This window comes from Streptomyces sp. NPDC021562 (genome assembly GCF_040640875.1).
In the GTDB taxonomy this organism is placed as follows: Bacteria; Actinomycetota; Actinomycetes; order Streptomycetales; family Streptomycetaceae; genus Streptomyces.
The window spans coordinates 81212-97545 of record NZ_JBFACN010000032.1; the positions used below are offsets into that span (position 1 = coordinate 81212).

The 16334-nt window shown below is 72.6% G+C and carries 17 protein-coding genes and 1 pseudogene; 11 read left to right on the forward strand and 7 right to left on the reverse strand.

Annotation, left to right across the window (positions count from 1 at the left end):
* Positions 1–7: 7 nt before the first annotated feature.
* Both AB0G52_RS35145 and AB0G52_RS35150 read right to left on the reverse strand, forming a co-directional pair.
* Complete coding sequence (locus AB0G52_RS35145) at positions 8–760, reverse strand: MBL fold metallo-hydrolase (RefSeq protein ID WP_361342312.1); 753 nt, start codon at positions 758–760, stop codon at positions 8–10.
* Positions 761–847: 87 nt separating this feature from the next.
* Entirely contained in the window at positions 848–1474 is a 627-nt protein-coding gene (locus tag AB0G52_RS35150; protein WP_361342315.1) for an alpha-ketoglutarate-dependent dioxygenase AlkB, read from the reverse strand.
* A gap of 116 nt (positions 1475–1590) precedes the next feature.
* Between AB0G52_RS35150 and AB0G52_RS35155 the strand changes: the two genes are divergently transcribed.
* Positions 1591–2226 (forward strand): TetR/AcrR family transcriptional regulator, encoded by a 636-nt coding sequence (locus tag AB0G52_RS35155; protein ID WP_132893986.1) that lies wholly within the window; start codon positions 1591–1593, stop codon positions 2224–2226.
* Between the two features lie 49 nt (positions 2227–2275).
* Positions 2276–3949, forward strand: coding sequence for an FAD-binding dehydrogenase (locus AB0G52_RS35160; RefSeq protein ID WP_132894107.1), 1674 nt, complete (start codon positions 2276–2278; stop codon positions 3947–3949).
* Between the two features lies 1 nt (position 3950).
* Here AB0G52_RS35160 and AB0G52_RS35165 read toward each other — a convergent pair whose 3' ends face one another.
* The gene (locus tag AB0G52_RS35165; protein WP_132893984.1) at positions 3951–4298 is read right to left on the reverse strand and encodes a DUF488 family protein; all 348 of its coding nucleotides are present in this window, start codon (positions 4296–4298) and stop codon (positions 3951–3953) included.
* 180 nt (positions 4299–4478) lie between these two features.
* Here AB0G52_RS35165 and AB0G52_RS35170 point away from each other — a divergent pair, with 180 nt between their 5' ends.
* The 4 genes from AB0G52_RS35170 to AB0G52_RS35185 all read left to right on the forward strand — a co-directional run bounded on the left by AB0G52_RS35170 (position 4479) and on the right by AB0G52_RS35185 (position 9273).
* A complete protein-coding gene (locus AB0G52_RS35170) occupies positions 4479–5882 on the forward strand; it encodes a M1 family metallopeptidase (RefSeq protein ID WP_361342318.1) in 1404 nt (467 codons plus the stop codon).
* Between the two features lie 73 nt (positions 5883–5955).
* Positions 5956–6693 (forward strand): hypothetical protein, encoded by a 738-nt coding sequence (locus tag AB0G52_RS35175; protein WP_361342321.1) that lies wholly within the window; start codon positions 5956–5958, stop codon positions 6691–6693.
* A 19-nt stretch (positions 6694–6712) separates the two neighbouring features.
* Positions 6713–7411 (forward strand): response regulator transcription factor, encoded by a 699-nt coding sequence (locus tag AB0G52_RS35180; RefSeq protein WP_132893978.1) that lies wholly within the window; start codon positions 6713–6715, stop codon positions 7409–7411.
* Positions 7408–9273, forward strand: a complete 1866-nt coding sequence (locus AB0G52_RS35185; RefSeq protein ID WP_361342324.1) for a HAMP domain-containing sensor histidine kinase — start codon at positions 7408–7410, stop codon at positions 9271–9273. Before AB0G52_RS35180 ends, AB0G52_RS35185 begins: the two co-directional genes overlap by 4 nt.
* On the opposite strand, the gene AB0G52_RS35190 is transcribed toward AB0G52_RS35185, so the two are convergent.
* A complete protein-coding gene (locus AB0G52_RS35190; protein WP_361342327.1) occupies positions 9266–9520 on the reverse strand; it encodes a WhiB family transcriptional regulator in 255 nt (84 codons plus the stop codon). The genes AB0G52_RS35185 and AB0G52_RS35190 overlap by 8 nt on opposite strands.
* 113 nt (positions 9521–9633) lie before the next feature.
* Positions 9634–10848, reverse strand: a complete 1215-nt coding sequence (locus tag AB0G52_RS35195; RefSeq protein ID WP_361342330.1) for a saccharopine dehydrogenase C-terminal domain-containing protein — start codon at positions 10846–10848, stop codon at positions 9634–9636.
* Between the two features lie 121 nt (positions 10849–10969).
* Between AB0G52_RS35195 and AB0G52_RS35200 the strand changes: the two genes are divergently transcribed.
* Positions 10970–11674: a TetR/AcrR family transcriptional regulator gene (locus AB0G52_RS35200; protein ID WP_132893970.1), complete on the forward strand. Its 705-nt coding sequence runs from the start codon at positions 10970–10972 to the stop codon at positions 11672–11674.
* Between the two features lie 5 nt (positions 11675–11679).
* On the opposite strand, the gene AB0G52_RS35205 is transcribed toward AB0G52_RS35200, so the two are convergent.
* The gene (locus tag AB0G52_RS35205) at positions 11680–12564 is read right to left on the reverse strand and encodes a LysR family transcriptional regulator ArgP (protein WP_132893968.1); all 885 of its coding nucleotides are present in this window, start codon (positions 12562–12564) and stop codon (positions 11680–11682) included.
* Positions 12565–12649: 85 nt separating this feature from the next.
* On the opposite strand from AB0G52_RS35205, the gene AB0G52_RS35210 reads away from it, so the two are divergent.
* On the forward strand, positions 12650–13267 hold the full coding sequence (locus AB0G52_RS35210; RefSeq protein WP_132893966.1) for a LysE family transporter: 618 nt from the start codon (positions 12650–12652) through the stop codon (positions 13265–13267).
* Between the two features lie 121 nt (positions 13268–13388).
* Positions 13389–14693 (forward strand): MFS transporter, encoded by a 1305-nt coding sequence (locus AB0G52_RS35215; protein WP_361342335.1) that lies wholly within the window; start codon positions 13389–13391, stop codon positions 14691–14693.
* A gap of 4 nt (positions 14694–14697) precedes the next feature.
* On the opposite strand, the gene AB0G52_RS35220 is transcribed toward AB0G52_RS35215, so the two are convergent.
* Positions 14698–15147 (reverse strand): cyclic nucleotide-binding domain-containing protein, encoded by a 450-nt coding sequence (locus tag AB0G52_RS35220; protein ID WP_132893962.1) that lies wholly within the window; start codon positions 15145–15147, stop codon positions 14698–14700.
* 355 nt (positions 15148–15502) lie between these two features.
* Here AB0G52_RS35220 and AB0G52_RS35225 point away from each other — a divergent pair, with 355 nt between their 5' ends.
* Both AB0G52_RS35225 and AB0G52_RS35230 read left to right on the forward strand, forming a co-directional pair.
* Positions 15503–15925 (forward strand): ATP-binding protein, encoded by a 423-nt coding sequence (locus AB0G52_RS35225; RefSeq protein WP_132893960.1) that lies wholly within the window; start codon positions 15503–15505, stop codon positions 15923–15925.
* Between the two features lie 227 nt (positions 15926–16152).
* A pseudogene (locus AB0G52_RS35230) lies at positions 16153–16334 on the forward strand (B/F/G family RNA polymerase sigma-70 factor); the annotation flags it as partial.

The following is a 16334-nucleotide window of genomic DNA, read 5'->3' on the forward strand; positions in this document are numbered from 1 at the left end:
CCCAACCCTAGACGGCGCGTTCGCGGGCCTGCTGGGCGGCCGCCTTCACGGACCCCCGGTGCAACGGGCCGTGACCGGGCAGCAGCGCGTCGGCGTCGAGCGCCGCGATGACGTCGAGCGAGGCCACCGCGCGGGCCCGCTCGTGGTGGAACATGTCGGGCAGCAGCTGCGGGCCCTCGACCCGCGAGGTGCGGTGGCCGCTGACCAGGGCGTCGCCGGAGATCAGCAGGCCGGCGTCCGGCAGGTGGTAGACGGTGTGCCCGTCGGTGTGACCGGGGGTGTGCACCGGGACCGGCCGGCCCGGCAGGTCGAGGGCGCCGCCCACGGCGGACGGGAACGCCTCGGGCGCGGTGACCGGGTGCTGCTCGGTGCCGCCGACCCGCAGCACGTGCACCAGCCACGGCACCACCCCGGGCCGCCAGGCGTTCTTCAGCACGTCGCCCACCGCCACCTGCTGGAGGAAGTCCCGCCGCGCGTGCGGGACCTCGGCCTCGTGCAGGTAGACCGGGACGCCGTGGGTGCCGCGCAGGTACTCGGCGGAGCCGAGGTGGTCGTTGTGCGCGTGGGTGATCAGGACGGCCGTCAGCGCCTCCGGTGAACCGCCCACCTGCGTGAGGGAGTCGAGCAGCCCCTCCCGGTCCCCGGGATAACCGGTGTCCACCAGGGTGACGGCGTCACCCTCCTTGAGGATCACCCAGTTGGTGTGGTTGCCGTGCACCAGATAGGTGCCCGTGGCGACCTCGTGTACCTCGGCCCGCATGATCTCCCCGACTCGCCCGTACGTACAGATCGAAACGGAGGACAGCCAACCACATGCTGCTGTCCGCCGGCCGACCGGGAACCGGACTCAGCGCACCCCGTGCGGCCGGAACTGGACGCTGATCCGCGGCCCGGCGGCCCGTGCCGTCTTCGGCACGCAGTGCTCCCAGGTCCGCTGGCAGGAGCCCCCCATCACGATCAGGTCGCCGTGCCCCAGCGGGCGCCGGAGCGAGGGGCCGCCGCCGAGCGGGCGCAGCAGCAGGTCCCGGGGCTCGCCCACGGAGAGGATCGCGACCATGGTGTCCTGCCGCGCGCCCCGGCCGATCCGGTCGCCGTGCCAGGCGACGCTGTCCCGGCCGTCGCGGTAGTAGCAGAGCCCGGCCGTGGTGAACGGCTCGCCCAGTTCATCGGCGTAGTGCCGGGTGAGCGCCTCGCGGGCCTCGGTGAGGACCGGATGGGGCAGCGGGTCGGCCGCGCCGTAGAAGGCGAGCAGGCGCGGTACGTCCACCACGCTGTCGTACATCGTGCGCCGCTCGGCGTGCCAGGGGACCTCGGCCGCGAGTCGTTCGAACAGTTCGTCGGCGCCGGTCAGCCACCCGGGCAGCACGTCGATCCAGGCGCCGGAACCCAGCACGGTCCTGCGGACCCGGTCGAGGGGGCAGAGCCGCAGCTCGTCGGTCTGGTCGAACAGGGAGCCCTGGAGGTGCGTGGCCATGGGGCCAGCCTACCTCTTATTCGAAAATCTGTTCTGTTCAATCAGGGGGCGGGTCTCGGGCCCTTTCGATACATTCCTGTATCCGATACATTTGTGTATCGAACGGAGGTCGGAACATGCCCGTGGAGGACGCGCCCCAGCGCGTGACCCGGCGCCGGGTGCGGACCCGGGCCCGGCTGCTCGACGCGGCGTTCACCGTGTTCGCCGCCAAGGGCTTCGGACGGGTCTCCATCGAGGAGGTCTGCGAGGCCGCCGGGTTCAGCCGGGGCGCCTTCTACTCCAACTTCGCCACCCTCGACGAACTCTTCTTCGCCCTCTACCAGGAGCGGGCCGACCTCATCGGCCGGCAGGTCGCCGACGCGCTCGCCCTCGACGGGCCCGGCCTCGACGTGCCCGCCTCCGTCGACCGGGTCACCGAGGTGCTCCTCCTCGACGTGGACTGGCTGCTCGTGAAGACGGACTTCCTGGTGCACGCCGCCCGCGACACCGCCGTGGCCGGGGCCCTCCTCGACCACCGCGCCCGGCTGCGCCACGCCGTCGCCGACCGGCTCTCCCGGGCCCCGCTCCCCGCCGTCCTCGGCGACGCCGACTCCGCCGCGCACGCCGTGGTCGCCGCCTACGACGGTGTCACCACCCAACTGCTGCTCGACCGGGACGTGGTCCAGGCCCGCGCCTGGCTCAAGCAACTGCTCACCGCGCTGCTGACCGACGGCAGCACCCCGAGCGAGACCTCCGGGCCCGGCCCCCGTTGAGTCAGCTCCCCAAGGAGATCAGCCCCCCATGAGAAAGGCAGCGGACGCCATGGACGCGGACGTCATCGTCGTCGGAGCGGGCCTCGCCGGCCTGGTCGCGGCGCACGAACTCACCCACAGGGGCAGGCGTGTCGCCCTGGTCGACCAGGAGAACGCCGCCAACCTCGGCGGCCAGGCCTTCTGGTCCTTCGGGGGCCTCTTCCTCGTCGACTCGCCCGAACAGCGCCGCCTCGGCATCAAGGACTCCCTCGACCTCGCCTGGAGCGACTGGCGGGGCAGCGCCCAGTTCGACCGCGAGGACGACGAGGACTCCTGGGCGGTGCGCTGGGCGCGCGCGTACGTCGAGTTCGCCGCGGGGGAGAAGCGCCCCTGGCTGCAGAGCCACGGTATCGGCCTGCTGCCCACGGTCGGCTGGGCCGAGCGCGGCGACCTGCGCGCCGACGGACACGGCAACTCCGTGCCCCGCTTCCACGTCGCCTGGGGCACCGGCACCGGCGTGGTCGAGCCCTTCGCCCGGTACGCCAAGCAGGCGGCCCGCGACGGACTGCTCACCTTCTACCACCGCCACCAGGTGGACGAACTCGTCATCGAGGACGGCGAGGCGCGCGGCGTGCGCGGCACGGTCCTCGCCGACGACGACGCACCGCGCGGCGTCGCCTCCAACCGCGACCGTGTCGGCGACTTCGAACTCACCGCCCAGGCCGTGATCGTCACGTCCGGCGGCATCGGCGCCAACCACGACATCGTCCGCCGCTACTGGCCCGAGCGCCTCGGCACGCCCCCCGCCGAGATGGTCACCGGCGTCCCCGCCTACGTGGACGGCCGCATGCTCGACATCAGCGCCGGGGCCGGTGTCCGCCTGGTCAACCGGGACCGCATGTGGCACTACACCGAGGGCATCCAGAACTGGAACCCGATCTGGCCCGGCCACGGCATCCGCATCCTGCCCGGCCCGTCCTCGATCTGGCTCGACGCCCTCGGCCGCCGCCTGCCCGACCCCTGCCTGCCGGGCTACGACACCCTCAGCACCCTGAGGCACCTGCGCACCACCGAGGACATCGCCGGGTACGACCACTCCTGGTTCGTCCTCACCCGGAAGATCGTCGAGAAGGAGTTCGCGCTCTCCGGCTCGGAGCAGAACCCCGACATCACCGCCAAGGACCGCAAGGCCGTCCTGCGCGACCGGCTGCTCGGCAAGGGCGCGCCCGGCCCGGTGCAGGCCTTCCTCGACCACGGCGCGGACTTCGTCACCGCGAACTCCCTCGACCAGCTCGTCGAGAAGATGAACGGCCTCACCGACAAGGCACTGCTCGACGCGGCCGAGGTGCGCCGCCAGATCGTCGCCCGCGACCTGCAGATCCACAACTCCTACAGCAAGGACTCCCAGGTCCAGGGCATCCACAACGCCCGCCGGTACATCGGCGACCGCCTGGGCCGGGTCGCCGCCCCGCACCGCATCCTCGACCCGGCAGCCGGTCCGCTGATCGGTGTCAAGCTGCACGTCCTCACCCGCAAGACCCTCGGCGGCATCCAGACCGACCTGGACTCCCGTGCCCTCGGCGCCGACGGGGGGCCGATCGGCGGGCTCTACGCGGCCGGCGAGGTGGCCGGCTTCGGCGGCGGCGGCGTGCACGGCTACAACGCGCTGGAGGGCACCTTCCTCGGCGGCTGCCTGTTCTCCGGCCGGGCGGCGGGCCGGGCGGCGGCGAAGCAGACCGCGTAGCTCACTGCGTCAGGAGCCGCGCCAGCACAGCGGCGTGGCTCTCCTCGGGCGTCTTCGACGCGGTGAGCAGGGTGACCTTCCGCCTCCGGGCCGTCTTCCGCAGGCCGTCGAGGAGTTCGGCGGCCTCGGGAGCGTCGAGCTCCGCCTCGTAACGGCGGGTGAACTCCTCGTAGGAACCGCCCTCGTGGAACCAGTGGCGCAGCTCGGTGGACGGCGTCAGGCCCTTCGGCCACTCGTCCACGTGCGCGTCCTCCTTGGACACCCCGCGCGGCCAGAGCCGGTCCACCAGGACCCGCACCCCGTCGTCCGGCTCCGGCGATTCGTAGATCCTGCGGACGCGCACGCTCACGGTCGGGCACCTCTCGGCTCGGTGACGGTCCCGCGAGCGTACGCGGCGGATCCCGCCACCGGCCGCCGACGCGGCGCGACTTGATCTGAACGAGGGGGAAGCGCGGACGCCCGCCGCCCCGCCAGGGCCTGTCGTAGTGTGGGCCATTGATCATCAGCCACCCCCTCCGAAGGAGCGCACGTGCAGGCTGCAAGCAGACGTACCTCAGTCCTCCGCCGCGAGGCCGTCCTCGCGACCGTCCCGGTCGCCGTGGCGGCCCTGCTCGCCGCCGCCGGACCGGCCTCGGCGAGCACCGTCGGCGGCTCGGGCGCCGGTGACCCGTACTTCCCGCTCAGCGGCAACGGCGGCTACCACGTCGGCCACTACGACCTGACGCTCCGCTACGACACGGCCTCCCGCCACCTCGACGGCAAGGCCGTGCTCAGCGCCCGGGCCACCCAGCGGCTCACCCGCTTCGACCTCGACCTCAAGGGCCTCAAGGTGACCCGGGTGACCGTCGACGGACGTACGGCCCGCTTCAGCCGCAGCGGACAGGAACTCGTCGTCACGCCGTCGCGCGCACTGGCGAAGGGCCGGGAGTTCCGGGTCGCCGTCAGCTACAACGGCACCCCCGGGCCGGTCACCGACCCCGACGGCTCGGCCGACGGCTGGATCCCCACGGACGACGGCGCGTTCGTCGCCGGGGAGCCGCAGGGCGCGATGACCTGGTTCCCGGCGAACACCCACCCCAAGGACAAGTCGTCGTACGACTTCACGATCACGGTGCCCAAGGGGCGCACCGCCGTCGCCAACGGCGTCCTCGTCGGACAGCACACGTCGGCCGGGCGCACCACCTTCCGGTGGCGGCAGAGCGAGCCGATGGCCGCGTACCTCGCCACCGCCACGGTGGGCAAGTTCAACGTCGAGCAGTACACCACCCGGGACGGGATCAAGGTGTACGACGCGGTCGACCCGCGTGAGGCGAACGGCTCGGCGCCCGTGCTGAAGAAGCTGCCGTCGGTCCTGGACTGGGAGAGCCGGCTGTTCGGGCCCTACCCCTTCCGGTCCGCCGGGGCGATCGTCGACCACGCGCCGAGCGTCGGGTACGCCCTGGAGACGCAGGGCCGGCCGATCTACGACTCGGCGCCCGACCTCAGCACCCTCGTGCACGAGAGCGCCCACCAGTGGTTCGGCGACTCCGTCTCCCTCACCGCCTGGAAGGACATCTGGCTCAACGAGGGATTCGCCACGTACGCCGAGTGGCTCTACAGCGAGCAGCACGGGGGCGACAGCGCGCAGAAGACCTTCGACGCGCTGTACGCCAAGCCGGCGAGCGACGCCTTGTGGGCGTACCCGCCGGGGGACCCGGGGAGCGGGAAGAACATCTTCGGCGAACCGGTCTACGCCCGCGGGGCGATGGCGCTGCACGAGCTGCGGAAGGCGGTGGGGGACGCGGTCTTCTTCCGGATCCTGCGGGCCTGGGCGAGTGAACACCGGTACGGGCACGGGACAACGGCTCAGTTTGTGAAGCTGGCCGAGGGGCAGTCGGGGGTCGACCTCGGGTCGCTGTTCCAGACGTGGTTGTACAAGAAGGGCAAGCCGTGACGACACAGCCCCGCGCCCCAAGAGGGCGCGAAAGCTGACCAGTTCCTTACATTTCTCGGCCAGAGTCGGTCTCATGATCCAACGCAGAACAGCTGTCGCCCTTCTCGCCTCCCCCCTTCTGCTGTCCGGTTGCGGGGGAGGCGCCGAGGCCGCGCCGAGCCCCGCCGACGACGGCCGGGCGGCGCGGGCGACGGCCTCCCCGACGGCCGGGAGTGGCCCGCAGGGCCAGGGCATACCGGGGCTCGGGCCGAAGACGACGGCCGCGATACCCGAGCGGGCGGAGCAGGTCGTCGTCGCCTCCGGGCGGGGCAGGAACTCCCCGGTGTCCTCCGTCGTCCTCTACGAGCGCGACGACACCACCTGGCAGCCCGGCGCCCGTTGGCCCGCACACAACGGCAAGGACGGCTGGAGCGAGCACCACATGGCCGGTGACCTGCGCTCTCCCGTCGGCGTGTACGGGCTCACCGACGCCGGAGGCCTGCTGGCCGATCCCGGGAGCAAGCTGCCGTACCACCGGTCGGACGGCTTCCACGCGCCCGGCACCGGGTTCGAGGGCGAGCCGCTGGAAGGCTCCTTCGACTACGTCGTCGCCATCAACTACAACCGTGAGCCGGGCACCTCACCGCTGGACTGGACCCGGCCGCTGGGGGCCGCCCGCGGTGGCGGCGTCTGGCTGCACGTCGACCACGGGGGCCCCACGCACGCCTGCGTCAGTGTCGCCAAGGCCCACATGAAGGAGCTGCTGCGCACCCTCGACCCGGCCCGGCATCCGGTCGTGGTCATGGGATACGCCGACTGGCTCGCACAGTAGACGCCCAGGATCCGAACCCGTGTGCGCGCATGTGCTGGTCGCCGAGGACGACGAGATGCAGGCCGAGCTGATCCGGCGGTCGCTGCTGGCCGAGGGCCACACCGCGACCGTCGTCCACGACGGCGCCGCGGCGCTGGACGCGGCCCGGCGGCTCGGGCCCGACCTGGTCGTCCTCGACCTGATGCTGCCGATAGTCGACGGCTTCGGCGTGTGCCGGGTGCTGCGCGGCGGCGACCCGGAGATCCCGGTGCTGATGCTCACGGCCCGCTCCGACGAGGACGACGTGCTGCTCGGCCTGGAACTCGGCGCCGACGACTACATGACCAAGCCGTACAGCCCCCGCGAGCTGATGGCGCGGATCCGGACGATCCTGCGGCGCAGCGGGCGGAGCGCCGCCGTCCGGGAGGAACCCGCCGTGATCGCCGCCGGGATCAGCGTCGACCCGGTGCGCCACGAGGTGCGCCGCGACGGGGAACCGGTGGAGGTGACCCCGGCCGAGTTCCAGATCCTGCTCGCCATGGCGGGGGAACCCGACCGGGTCTTCACCCGCCGGCAGTTGCTGCAGTGCACCCGGGGCTTCGACCGGTCCTCCACCGAACGCGCCGTCGACGTCCACGTGATGAACCTGCGCCGGAAGATCGAGTCCGATCCGCGCCGGCCGGTACGCCTGGTCACCGTGTTCGGCGTCGGCTACAAACTGAGCGGCGGCAGGCCGTGACGCCGCGGATACCGTGGCGCAAACGGCTGCTGGTACGGCTGCTGTTCACCTCGGTGCTGATCGCCGTCTGTTCCGTGGCCGCCACCGCCTGGCTCGCCGTGACGACCACCACCAGCGCACTGGAGGAGGAACAGGGCCAGGACCTCGCCGCAGACAACCGGATCCTCGCCCAGCTCAGCGGATACGCCGCGGACCACCCGGACTGGGCCGGGGTCGGGCACACCGTGCGCACGCTGGCCGCCAGGACCGGCCGCAGGATCGCCCTGACCACCTCCGACCGCACCCTGATCGCCGACTCGGCGCCCGGCGGCACCCCGCTCCCGCCCCGCCCGGCCGCCGCCGTGGATCCCCTGCACACCGACACCTACACGGAGTTCGGCGCCCAGCTCAGCGGCATCGACCCGCGGGCGGTGGGACCGTTCCGGCTCACCGCGCCCGAGCGAGAGAAGCTGGACCTGGTCGCGAAGAAGGAGCAGACGTGCTTCGACCACGTGGGCGTGGCGACCAGCGTCCGGCACGTCCCGAGCGGACGGCCGTACGTCGTCGTCGGGGACGCCGGGGACACCGGGGACTCCGCCCTGGAGATCAAGGTCGGGTGCGGCCGCGTCTACGGCACGACCGCGCAGACGACCGACGCGCTGGACGCCCCGACCGCCACCGAGGCCAAGGCGCTGGGCGCCCTCACGGATCTCACCCGTCCCTGCCTGCGGTCCCGGGACATGGACCTCGGCGGCTCGCTCTCCCTGTCCTACGACACGACGGGACGCAATCCGGTCACGGGCAGGTTCCTCATCACCGGGAAGGACGGCGAGCGGCAGTCGGACCGGACCGCGCGCAACTGCATCACCGACGCCCGTCGCACCCAGCTCGAACCCTATGTCGCCCCCGCCGCCGAACTGTTCCTCGGCATCGGCGACCAGACCGCGCCCCGCTTCGACATGTCCCGGGCCAACAAGACCAGGATCGTCGGCGCGGCCGGGCTCGTCCTCGCGATCACGGTCGCCGTCACCGCCGTCGTCGCCACCCGTCTGGTACGACCGCTGCGCGCGCTCACCCTCGCCGCACAGCAGCCGCCCGAACTGCACGCCAGGGCACCGGTGCGCACCCGGGACGAGACCGGACTGCTCGCCGAGGCGTTCAACGACCTGACCGAGCGCCGGGAACGCCTGGAGGAGCAGCGCAAGGCGATGGTCAGCGACATCGCCCATGAACTGCGCAGCCCGCTCACCAACATCCGCGGCTGGCTGGAGGTCACCAAGGACGGAGTGGTCGCCCCCGATCCGGCGCTCCTCGGCTCCCTGCACGAGGAGGCCCTGGTCCTGCAGCGGATCATCGACGACCTCCAGGACCTGGCGGCCGCCGACGCCGGCACCCTGCGCGTGCACCGCGAACCGGTCCGCGCCGCCGACCTCGTGGACCAGGTGGCCGCCGCCCACCGGGTGGCCGCCGACGCGGCCGGCGTCGCCCTGCTGACCGACTCCGACGGCACCGCCTGGCTCGACGCCGACCCGGTGCGGATGCGGCAGGCGCTCGGCAACCTGGTCTCCAACGCGATCCGGCACACCCCCGCCGGGGGGACCGTCACCCTGACCGCCCGTCATGACGGCGACGACATCGTGCTCACCGTGGCCGACACCGGGCCGGGCATCGCGGCGCAGGACCTGCCGCACGTCTTCGAACGGTTCTGGCGCGCGGAGAAGTCCCGCAGCCGCCGCACCGGGGGCAGCGGCCTCGGGCTGCCGATCGTGCGGCACCTGGTCGCCGCCCACGGCGGCACCGCCGAGGCGCAGAGCGAGCCGGGCCGGGGCGCCCGGTTCACCCTGCGGCTGCCGGGAGCCCCGGCCCCGGCCGACGTCAGCTGAACCGGCGCGCGGCGGCCTTCCTGCGCCGGGTCAGCAGCCGGCGTTCCGCCTCGGTGGTACCGCCCCAGATGCCGATGGCCTGCCCCGTCTCCATCGCCCAGTCCAGGCACTGGTCCTGAACCGGGCAACGCTCGCAGACCGCCTTCGCCCGCCGCGTCTGGTGCAGTGAGGGGCCGGTGGTGCCGATCGGGAAGAAGAGGTCGGGATCCTCGTCGCGGCACTCGGCGTGGTCTCGCCAGTTGTCCATCGATGTCACCTGCGATCCATGTCGACTCTGCCGTTCACTGTGTGGGTTGCTCAGCTTCGGGTCACCGGAGCGGGCACCGCTGAAACGGGCAAGTCGCCTCGGATTCGCGGATGTCACTGCTCCCGCAGACCCCAGGGCGAGTCGTACTCGGTCAGCAGGTCGAGGAACGGGCGGGCCGGGAACGCCTCCGGACCGAGGACGCCCGAGCCCGACCACGCACCGGTGGCCAGGAGTTCGAGGGCGACGACCGGGTTGAGGGCCGTCTGCCACACCACGGCCTGACAACCGTACTCCGCCATCGACCACTGGTTGTCGACAACGTGGTAGAGATACACCTCACGCGGTCGCCCGTCCTTCGTGCCGCGCACCCAGGTGCCCGCACAGGTCTTGCCGTGCATGCGCTCGCCCAGCGTCGCCGGGTCGGGCAGCGAGGCGGCGACCACGTCCCGGGGCGAGACCGCGACCGGCCCGCCGGCGGCGGGCACGGCCACCGGGACGGTGCTGTCCAGGCCGAGCCGGTGCAGGGTCCGCAGCGTCTCGATGAACTCGGCGCCCAGCCCGTACTTGAAGGTGACCCGCCGGGCGTCCACCCAGCGCGGCACGAGCAGCACCTCCTCGTGCTCGACGTTGACACACTCGACCGGGCCGATCCCGTCCGGGAATTCGAACACCTCCGGTTCGCTGAAGGGCGCGGTCGTGAACCAGCCCCGTTCCTTCTCGTAGACGACGGGCGGGTTGAGGCACTCCTCGATGGTGGTCCAGATGTTGAAGGAGGGCGCGAAGTCGTAGCCGTCCACCGTCAGGTTCGCGCCGTCGCGGATCCCGATCTCCTCGATGTCGTCGAAGAGCTCGTCGGCCGCATACCGTGCGAACACGTCCGAGAGACCCGGCTCCACCCCCATGCCGACCAGTGCCAGCGCCCCCGCCTCGGCCCACTGCGCCGCCAGCGCGAACTGCTCGTCGCCGAGCTTCACCCCGCACTCCTCGTACGGGCGTTCGGGGTGCGGCCTGGACAGTGACATCGCCATGTCGAGATAGCCCGCGCCGGCCGTACGGGCGGCCCGGAACAGGGGCATCACGAAGCGCGGGTCGGTGGCGTTGAGCAGCACGTCGCAGCCGTGCCGGGCCAGCAGCGCGGCCACGGCCGACTCGTCCCCGGCGTCGACGTGCTCGGCCCGGAACCTGCCGTCGCCGACGGCCTTCACGGCCGCCTCGGCCCGGGCCGGGTCCTGGTCCGCGACCACCATCACGTCGAAGAACGGACGGCGGGCCGCGATCCGGGTGACGGCGGTGCCCACACCACCGGCTCCCACGAGCAGTACACGCATGGCGAAGTCTCCTTCTCGAACAGAGTGCGAGGTCGAGTTCGGGGCGCCCTGACCGGAATCAAACGCCGGTCCTTCGCATAAGGTCAATGGCGTTGGCATAAGAACGACAGGGGAGCGCGTCATGCCCAAACAGGTGGTACCGGAGGACAGGAGGCGGCGGCGCCGTCCGACCCGCGGCGGTACCGTGCTGTCCGAGCGGCTGATCGTCGACACCGCCCTGCGGCTGCTGCGCGAGCACGGCAGCACGGGCCTCACCGCCCGCCGGCTCGGCCTCGCCCTCGACTGCGACCCCAGCACCCTGTACCGCTACTTCCGGGGCATGGACGACCTGACCCTCGCGATCGGCGACGCCCTCATCGGCCGGGCGCTGGCCGGCTGGGCGCCGACAGGGGAGTGGCGCACCGACCTGCGCGCGATCGGGCTGCGCATCCACGGGCAGTACGTGTCCCACCCGCAGGCGGCCCTGCTGACGGCGAACCGGGTGACGGGGCGGCCCCAGGAACTGGCGGCCGACGAGGCGATCCTGGACGTCCTGCGCACGGCGGGGTTCCCGGTCGCCGAGACCGTCCGCGTCTACCACGCCTTCATCGACCAGACCCTGGCCTTCGCGGCCCTGGACGCGGCCTCCCTGGCCCTGCCGAAGGACTCCCAGCGAGCGGACGAGGCCAAGTGGGCCTCGACGTACGCCCGTCTGCCCTCCACCACCCACCCCCGCATCGCGGAAGCCGCCCCGCTCCTCGCGAAGCGCATGGTGACGAGCGCTTATCCCACGGCCCTGGAGATGCTCCTGGACAGCGCAGAACGCCGACTACAGGCGCCCTTTTAGAACCACTACGGCCGGCGCAACGCACCCCCCGCCGTCCGTACCACCGCCTCGGCCACCGCCCCCAACGCCGGCGAATCCAGCTTCCACTGCTGCCAGTACAAGGGCACGTCCACCCACGACTGCGGCCCCCCGAGCCGCACCAGCCTCCCCTCCCGCAACCGGGGCTCCGCCTGCGCCTCCGGCACCATCCCCCACCCCAGCCCGGCCGTCACCGCGTCCGCGAACCCCTCCGAGGTGGGTACGTGATGGCGTAGCGCACTCGCCCCGGCGCGCCCCAGCCGCCGCAGGAACCCGTCCTGGAAGTCGTCGTGCCGGTCGAACACCAGCACCGGCGCCTCGGCGAGCGCGTCCGCGAGCTCACCCCGCACGTGCGCCGCCGCGAACTGCGGTGCCGCCACCGGCAGATACCGCATCCGCCCGAGCGCCCGCACCGAGCACCCGGGCACCGGGTCCGGCGCCGAGGTGACCGCCGCCATCACCAGCCCCTCCCGCAGCAGCGCCGCCGTGTGGTCCTCGTCCTCCCGCCGCAGTTCGACGAAGATCCCCGGCAGACCCGTCAGCGCCCCCAGGAACCAGGTCGCCAGCGAGTCCGCGTTGACCGCGACGGACACCCGGGTCGGCTCCCCGGCGCCGCTCATGCCCAGTTCGCCGCGCGCGTCCCGTTCCAGCCTGCCCAGTTGGCGGGCGAACCGGACCAGCACCTCGCCCGACTCCGTCGGCCGCACCGGCTTGGTGCGCCGGAGCAGCACCCGGCCGGTGCGCCGCTCCAGCGCCTTCACCCGCTGGCTGACCGCCGACGGCGTCACGTGCAGGGCCGCGGCCGCCGCGTCGAACGTGCCCTCGTCGACCACCGCCAGCAGCGTCCGCACCTGGTCGAGGGGAAGCTCCACGGTTCCCTCCCATCATCAGATCAGCTAAGGGTACGTAAAAATCCTTAGCTGTACGTCGGGTGATCGCTTCCGTAGCGTCGAGGTCATGTCCAGCTCCCTCGCCGCCGCTGCCGCCGGTTTCGGCAGCGGCCTCTCGCTGATCGTCGCGATCGGCGCCCAGAACGCCTTCGTCCTGCGCCAGGGCATCCGCCGGGACGCGGTCCTCGCCGTCGTCGGCATCTGCGCGCTTTCCGACGCCCTGCTCATCTCCCTCGGCGTCGGCGGTGTCGGCGCGATCGTGGTGGCCTGGCCGGGCGCGGTGCGGGCGGTCGGCCTGATCGGCGGTGCCTTCCTGCTCTGCTACGGCGCGCTGGCCGCCCGCCGGGTGCTGCGGCCCGGCGCCGCCGGACTGCGCACCGAGGGCGAGGCGACGGGGTCCCGGCGGCGGGCGGTGCTCACCTGCCTCGCCATGACCTGGCTGAACCCGCACGTCTACCTGGACACCGTGTTCCTGCTCGGCTCCCTCGCCGCCGACCGGGGGGACCTGCGCTGGACCTTCGGTCTCGGCGCCGCCCTGGCCAGCCTCTGCTGGTTCACCGCCCTCGGCTTCGGGGCGCGGCTGCTCGGCCGGTGGCTCACGGGGCCGGCCGCCTGGCGGGTGCTGGACGGTCTGGTGGCGCTGACCATGCTCGGCCTCGGCCTGACGCTGGTGGCCGGATCCTGAGCCGCCCGGATCTTCCGGCAGCCGCATCCCGGGACAACCGGTTCGGCGGCCGCGGGCGGTGCTGGGATAGTGAGTGCCGAATCGAAAGATGTAGCGAGCATTCAAGAAGACCAGGACGCCCGTGGACACCAGTGAGAGCAGCACCCGACCCGGCACCGAGCCCTCTGACGGGACCGCGGCGTCCCCGCCCCGGCGCGGCTGGCGCCGCTGGGCGATGGACACCCGCCCGCTGCGCATCCCCGCCTACCGCAGGCTGTGGTCGTCGACCGTCGTCACCTCGGTCGGCAGCCAGCTCACCGCGGTGGCCGTGCCCAAGCAGATCTTCGACATCACCGGCTCCTCGGCCTGGGTGGGCGCCGCGAGCCTCGCCGGGCTGCTGCCGCTGGTCGTGTTCGCCCTGTGGGGCGGCGCGGTGGCCGACAGCATGGACCGCCGCAAGCTGCTGCTGATCACCAACACCGGGATCGGCGTCACCTCGCTGCTGTTCTGGCTCCAGGCCGCCACCGGAACGGAGTCGGTGGCCGCTCTGATGGTGCTGCTCGCCGTGCAGCAGGCGTTCTGGGGGCTGAACGCGCCCGCCCGTACCGCCTCCATAGCCCGGCTGGTGCCCGAGGCGCAGCTGCCCGCCGCGAACGCCCTGGGGTCCACGGTCATGCAGACCGGGCAGGTGGTGGGTCCGCTGCTGGCCGGTGTGCTCATCCCCGTCATCGGGCTGCCGGAGCTGTACCTGATCGACGCGCTGGCGCTGTGCGTCACGGTGTGGGCGGTCTACCGGCTGCCCGCGCTGCCGCCGCTGACGGGCGGCGCGGCGCGGCGGGCCGGGGTGCGGGAGATCGCGGAGGGGTTCCGCTACATCTCCCTGCACAAGGTGCTGCTGCTGTCGTTCCTGGCGGACATCATCGCGATGGTCTTCGGCATGCCCCGCGCGCTGTTCCCGCAACTGGCGGCCCAGACCTACGGCTCGTACGGCGAGGGGCTCGCGCTCGGCCTGCTGTTCGCGGCGATCCCCATCGGGGCGGTCCTCGGCGGGCTCTTCTCGGGCACCTTCTCGCGGATGCGCCGGCACGGTCCGATGGTGATCGGGGCGGTCGTCGGCTGGGGCGCCGCCATCGCCGGGTTCGGGCTGAGCGCGAACCTGTGGGTGGGCGCCGCCTTCCTGGCCGCGGCCGGGGTCGCCGACATGGTCTCGATGGTCTTCCGGGGCGCGATCCTGCTCTCCGCCGCGACCGACGAGATGCGCGGCCGGATGCAGGGCGTGTTCACGGTGGTGGTCGCGGGCGGTCCCCGGCTGGCCGACGTGCTGCACGGCACCGCGGGCTCGGTCTTCGGGCCGCGTGCCGCCGTCGCGGGCGGGGGACTGCTGGTGGTGGTCGCGATGCTGGCCCTGGCCGCGGCCGTCCCCGCCCTGCGCCGCTACCGCGTCTGACCGGCTACACGGGCCGGCGCCCGACGTACGCGTCGAGGAGCTTGCCCCGGGTGATCTCCAGCCGGCCGGCGAGGATCTCGGCGACGGTCCGGACCAGCGAGAGGCCGAGCAGCGGGTCCTCCACGCACAGCGCGAGCACGGCCGCGGCGTCGTACTCGTAGGCCCGCACCCGGCTGAACGCCACCGCCCCGAAGTCCCAGGTGTACGGCGGGAACAGCCATGACCAGCCGAGCAGGTCGCCGGCGCCCAGAGTGGCGACGGTGACCCGCTTGTGGGACGTCACCTCCTGGTCCAGGTTGACCGCTCCCGAACGGATCACCCAGAAGCGGTCCGCGGTGCCGCCGGCCTCGAAGATCCGGCTGTCCTCGGGGAAGGAGACCTCGTGGGCCAGCTCCATGAGGCGCTCGCGCTGTGCCTGGGGGAGGGCGGTCAGCAGTTTGATGGCTTTGGTCATGGGCGGGGCTCCTCGCCGGCGAGGGTACGGGGGCTTTCCCTACGCCCATTTCAGCCGCTGCCGCCTCGCCGGGCACCTCGAAGGCGGTGGGAATCGCCGTCCGGGCAGGAAAAAGCCCTGGCTGGACGGGGGAGGCCAGCCAGGGCCGTCAGAGGTGGTGCGGGGAGGACCCGATGTCAACTCCTCGACCACTTATGGGTGAACGGTAAACCATCGGGAGCGGTTTCGCGCAACCAGGAACAGGCTACGTGACCCGTTTCACTTTGGGGAGCCCCTGGAGGCCGTCAATGGGTTTGGCCGTGCCGCGACAGGTGAGCCGGAACAAGAGGCCCGGAGCGACCCAGGGAGCGAAAGGATGCGCGAACAGTACCCGGCAGAATCGGCAGTGGCACCGCCCGCGACACACCGGCCGTCACCCCTCCAGCCCGCCGACGCCCGCAGAGCCGTCCGCGGCGAGATAGCGAGGCACGCGGTGGCCCTCGGCGCCACCGGCCTCGAGGACGCGTTGCTCGTCACCTCGGAACTGGCCACCAACGCGATCCTGCACGGCGGCGGCATCACCGGATTCGACGTCGACGTCGAAGCGGGCGCGGTACGGGTGTCGGTCAGCGACCCCAGTGACGAGGTGCCGGTGGTCGAGCGGGCCGTGGACGAGCGGCACCGCTGGCGGGTCGGCGGCCGCGGCTGGCCCATCGTGTGCCGGCTGGCCCGGGACGTGGAGGTCGCCGGACTGCCCACCGGGGGCAAGCGGATCTCCGCGGTCGTACCCCTCGCGTGAGCGATGTTTTTCTCCGGCGGTGTTTGCGCCGGGTGCGAGGGGGCAGGCGGAGTGACGTGCTTCGGACCGGAGGCGCGCGCCGGAGGGAGCGGTGGCTCCACAGCCCCCGGGCCCGCACCACGGTCCGGACGGTGCTCCCACGGCGACCCTGACACCACCGTTCGGGTCGATTCCCGGAACCACGTTCCGGTGACGCCCTGAACCCCACCGTTCAGGAGCGAATCCGTATGCTCACCGACTTGTCGACCAGCCGTCCCGCGACGCCCGGCCACACCGCTGCGGGGACGTCCCGCCGCACTCACGACGACGCCCCTGACACAGCGGCCCTCTTCGCCCGTCTCGCCGCCCTCGACGAGGGCCCCGAGCGCGACGCGCTGCGCGACGAACTGGTCGCGGCCTGGCTGCCCAT

What these genes read in the sequence shown, in the direction of transcription:
- AB0G52_RS35145 (WP_361342312.1), bottom strand. Translation starts at nt 760, where the DNA reads ATGCGGGCCGAGGTACACGAGGTCGCCACGGGCACCTATCTGGTGCAC.
- AB0G52_RS35150 (WP_361342315.1), bottom strand. Translation starts at nt 1,474, where the DNA reads ATGGCCACGCACCTCCAGGGCTCCCTGTTCGACCAGACCGACGAGCTG.
- AB0G52_RS35155 (WP_132893986.1), top strand. Translation starts at nt 1,591, where the DNA reads ATGCCCGTGGAGGACGCGCCCCAGCGCGTGACCCGGCGCCGGGTGCGG.
- AB0G52_RS35160 (WP_132894107.1), top strand. Translation starts at nt 2,276, where the DNA reads ATGGACGCGGACGTCATCGTCGTCGGAGCGGGCCTCGCCGGCCTGGTC.
- AB0G52_RS35175 (WP_361342321.1), top strand. Translation starts at nt 5,956, where the DNA reads ATGATCCAACGCAGAACAGCTGTCGCCCTTCTCGCCTCCCCCCTTCTG.
- AB0G52_RS35190 (WP_361342327.1), bottom strand. Translation starts at nt 9,520, where the DNA reads ATGGACAACTGGCGAGACCACGCCGAGTGCCGCGACGAGGATCCCGAC.
- AB0G52_RS35195 (WP_361342330.1), bottom strand. Translation starts at nt 10,848, where the DNA reads ATGCGTGTACTGCTCGTGGGAGCCGGTGGTGTGGGCACCGCCGTCACC.
- AB0G52_RS35200 (WP_132893970.1), top strand. Translation starts at nt 10,970, where the DNA reads ATGCCCAAACAGGTGGTACCGGAGGACAGGAGGCGGCGGCGCCGTCCG.
- AB0G52_RS35210 (WP_132893966.1), top strand. Translation starts at nt 12,650, where the DNA reads ATGTCCAGCTCCCTCGCCGCCGCTGCCGCCGGTTTCGGCAGCGGCCTC.
- AB0G52_RS35220 (WP_132893962.1), bottom strand. Translation starts at nt 15,147, where the DNA reads ATGACCAAAGCCATCAAACTGCTGACCGCCCTCCCCCAGGCACAGCGC.
- AB0G52_RS35225 (WP_132893960.1), top strand. Translation starts at nt 15,503, where the DNA reads ATGCGCGAACAGTACCCGGCAGAATCGGCAGTGGCACCGCCCGCGACA.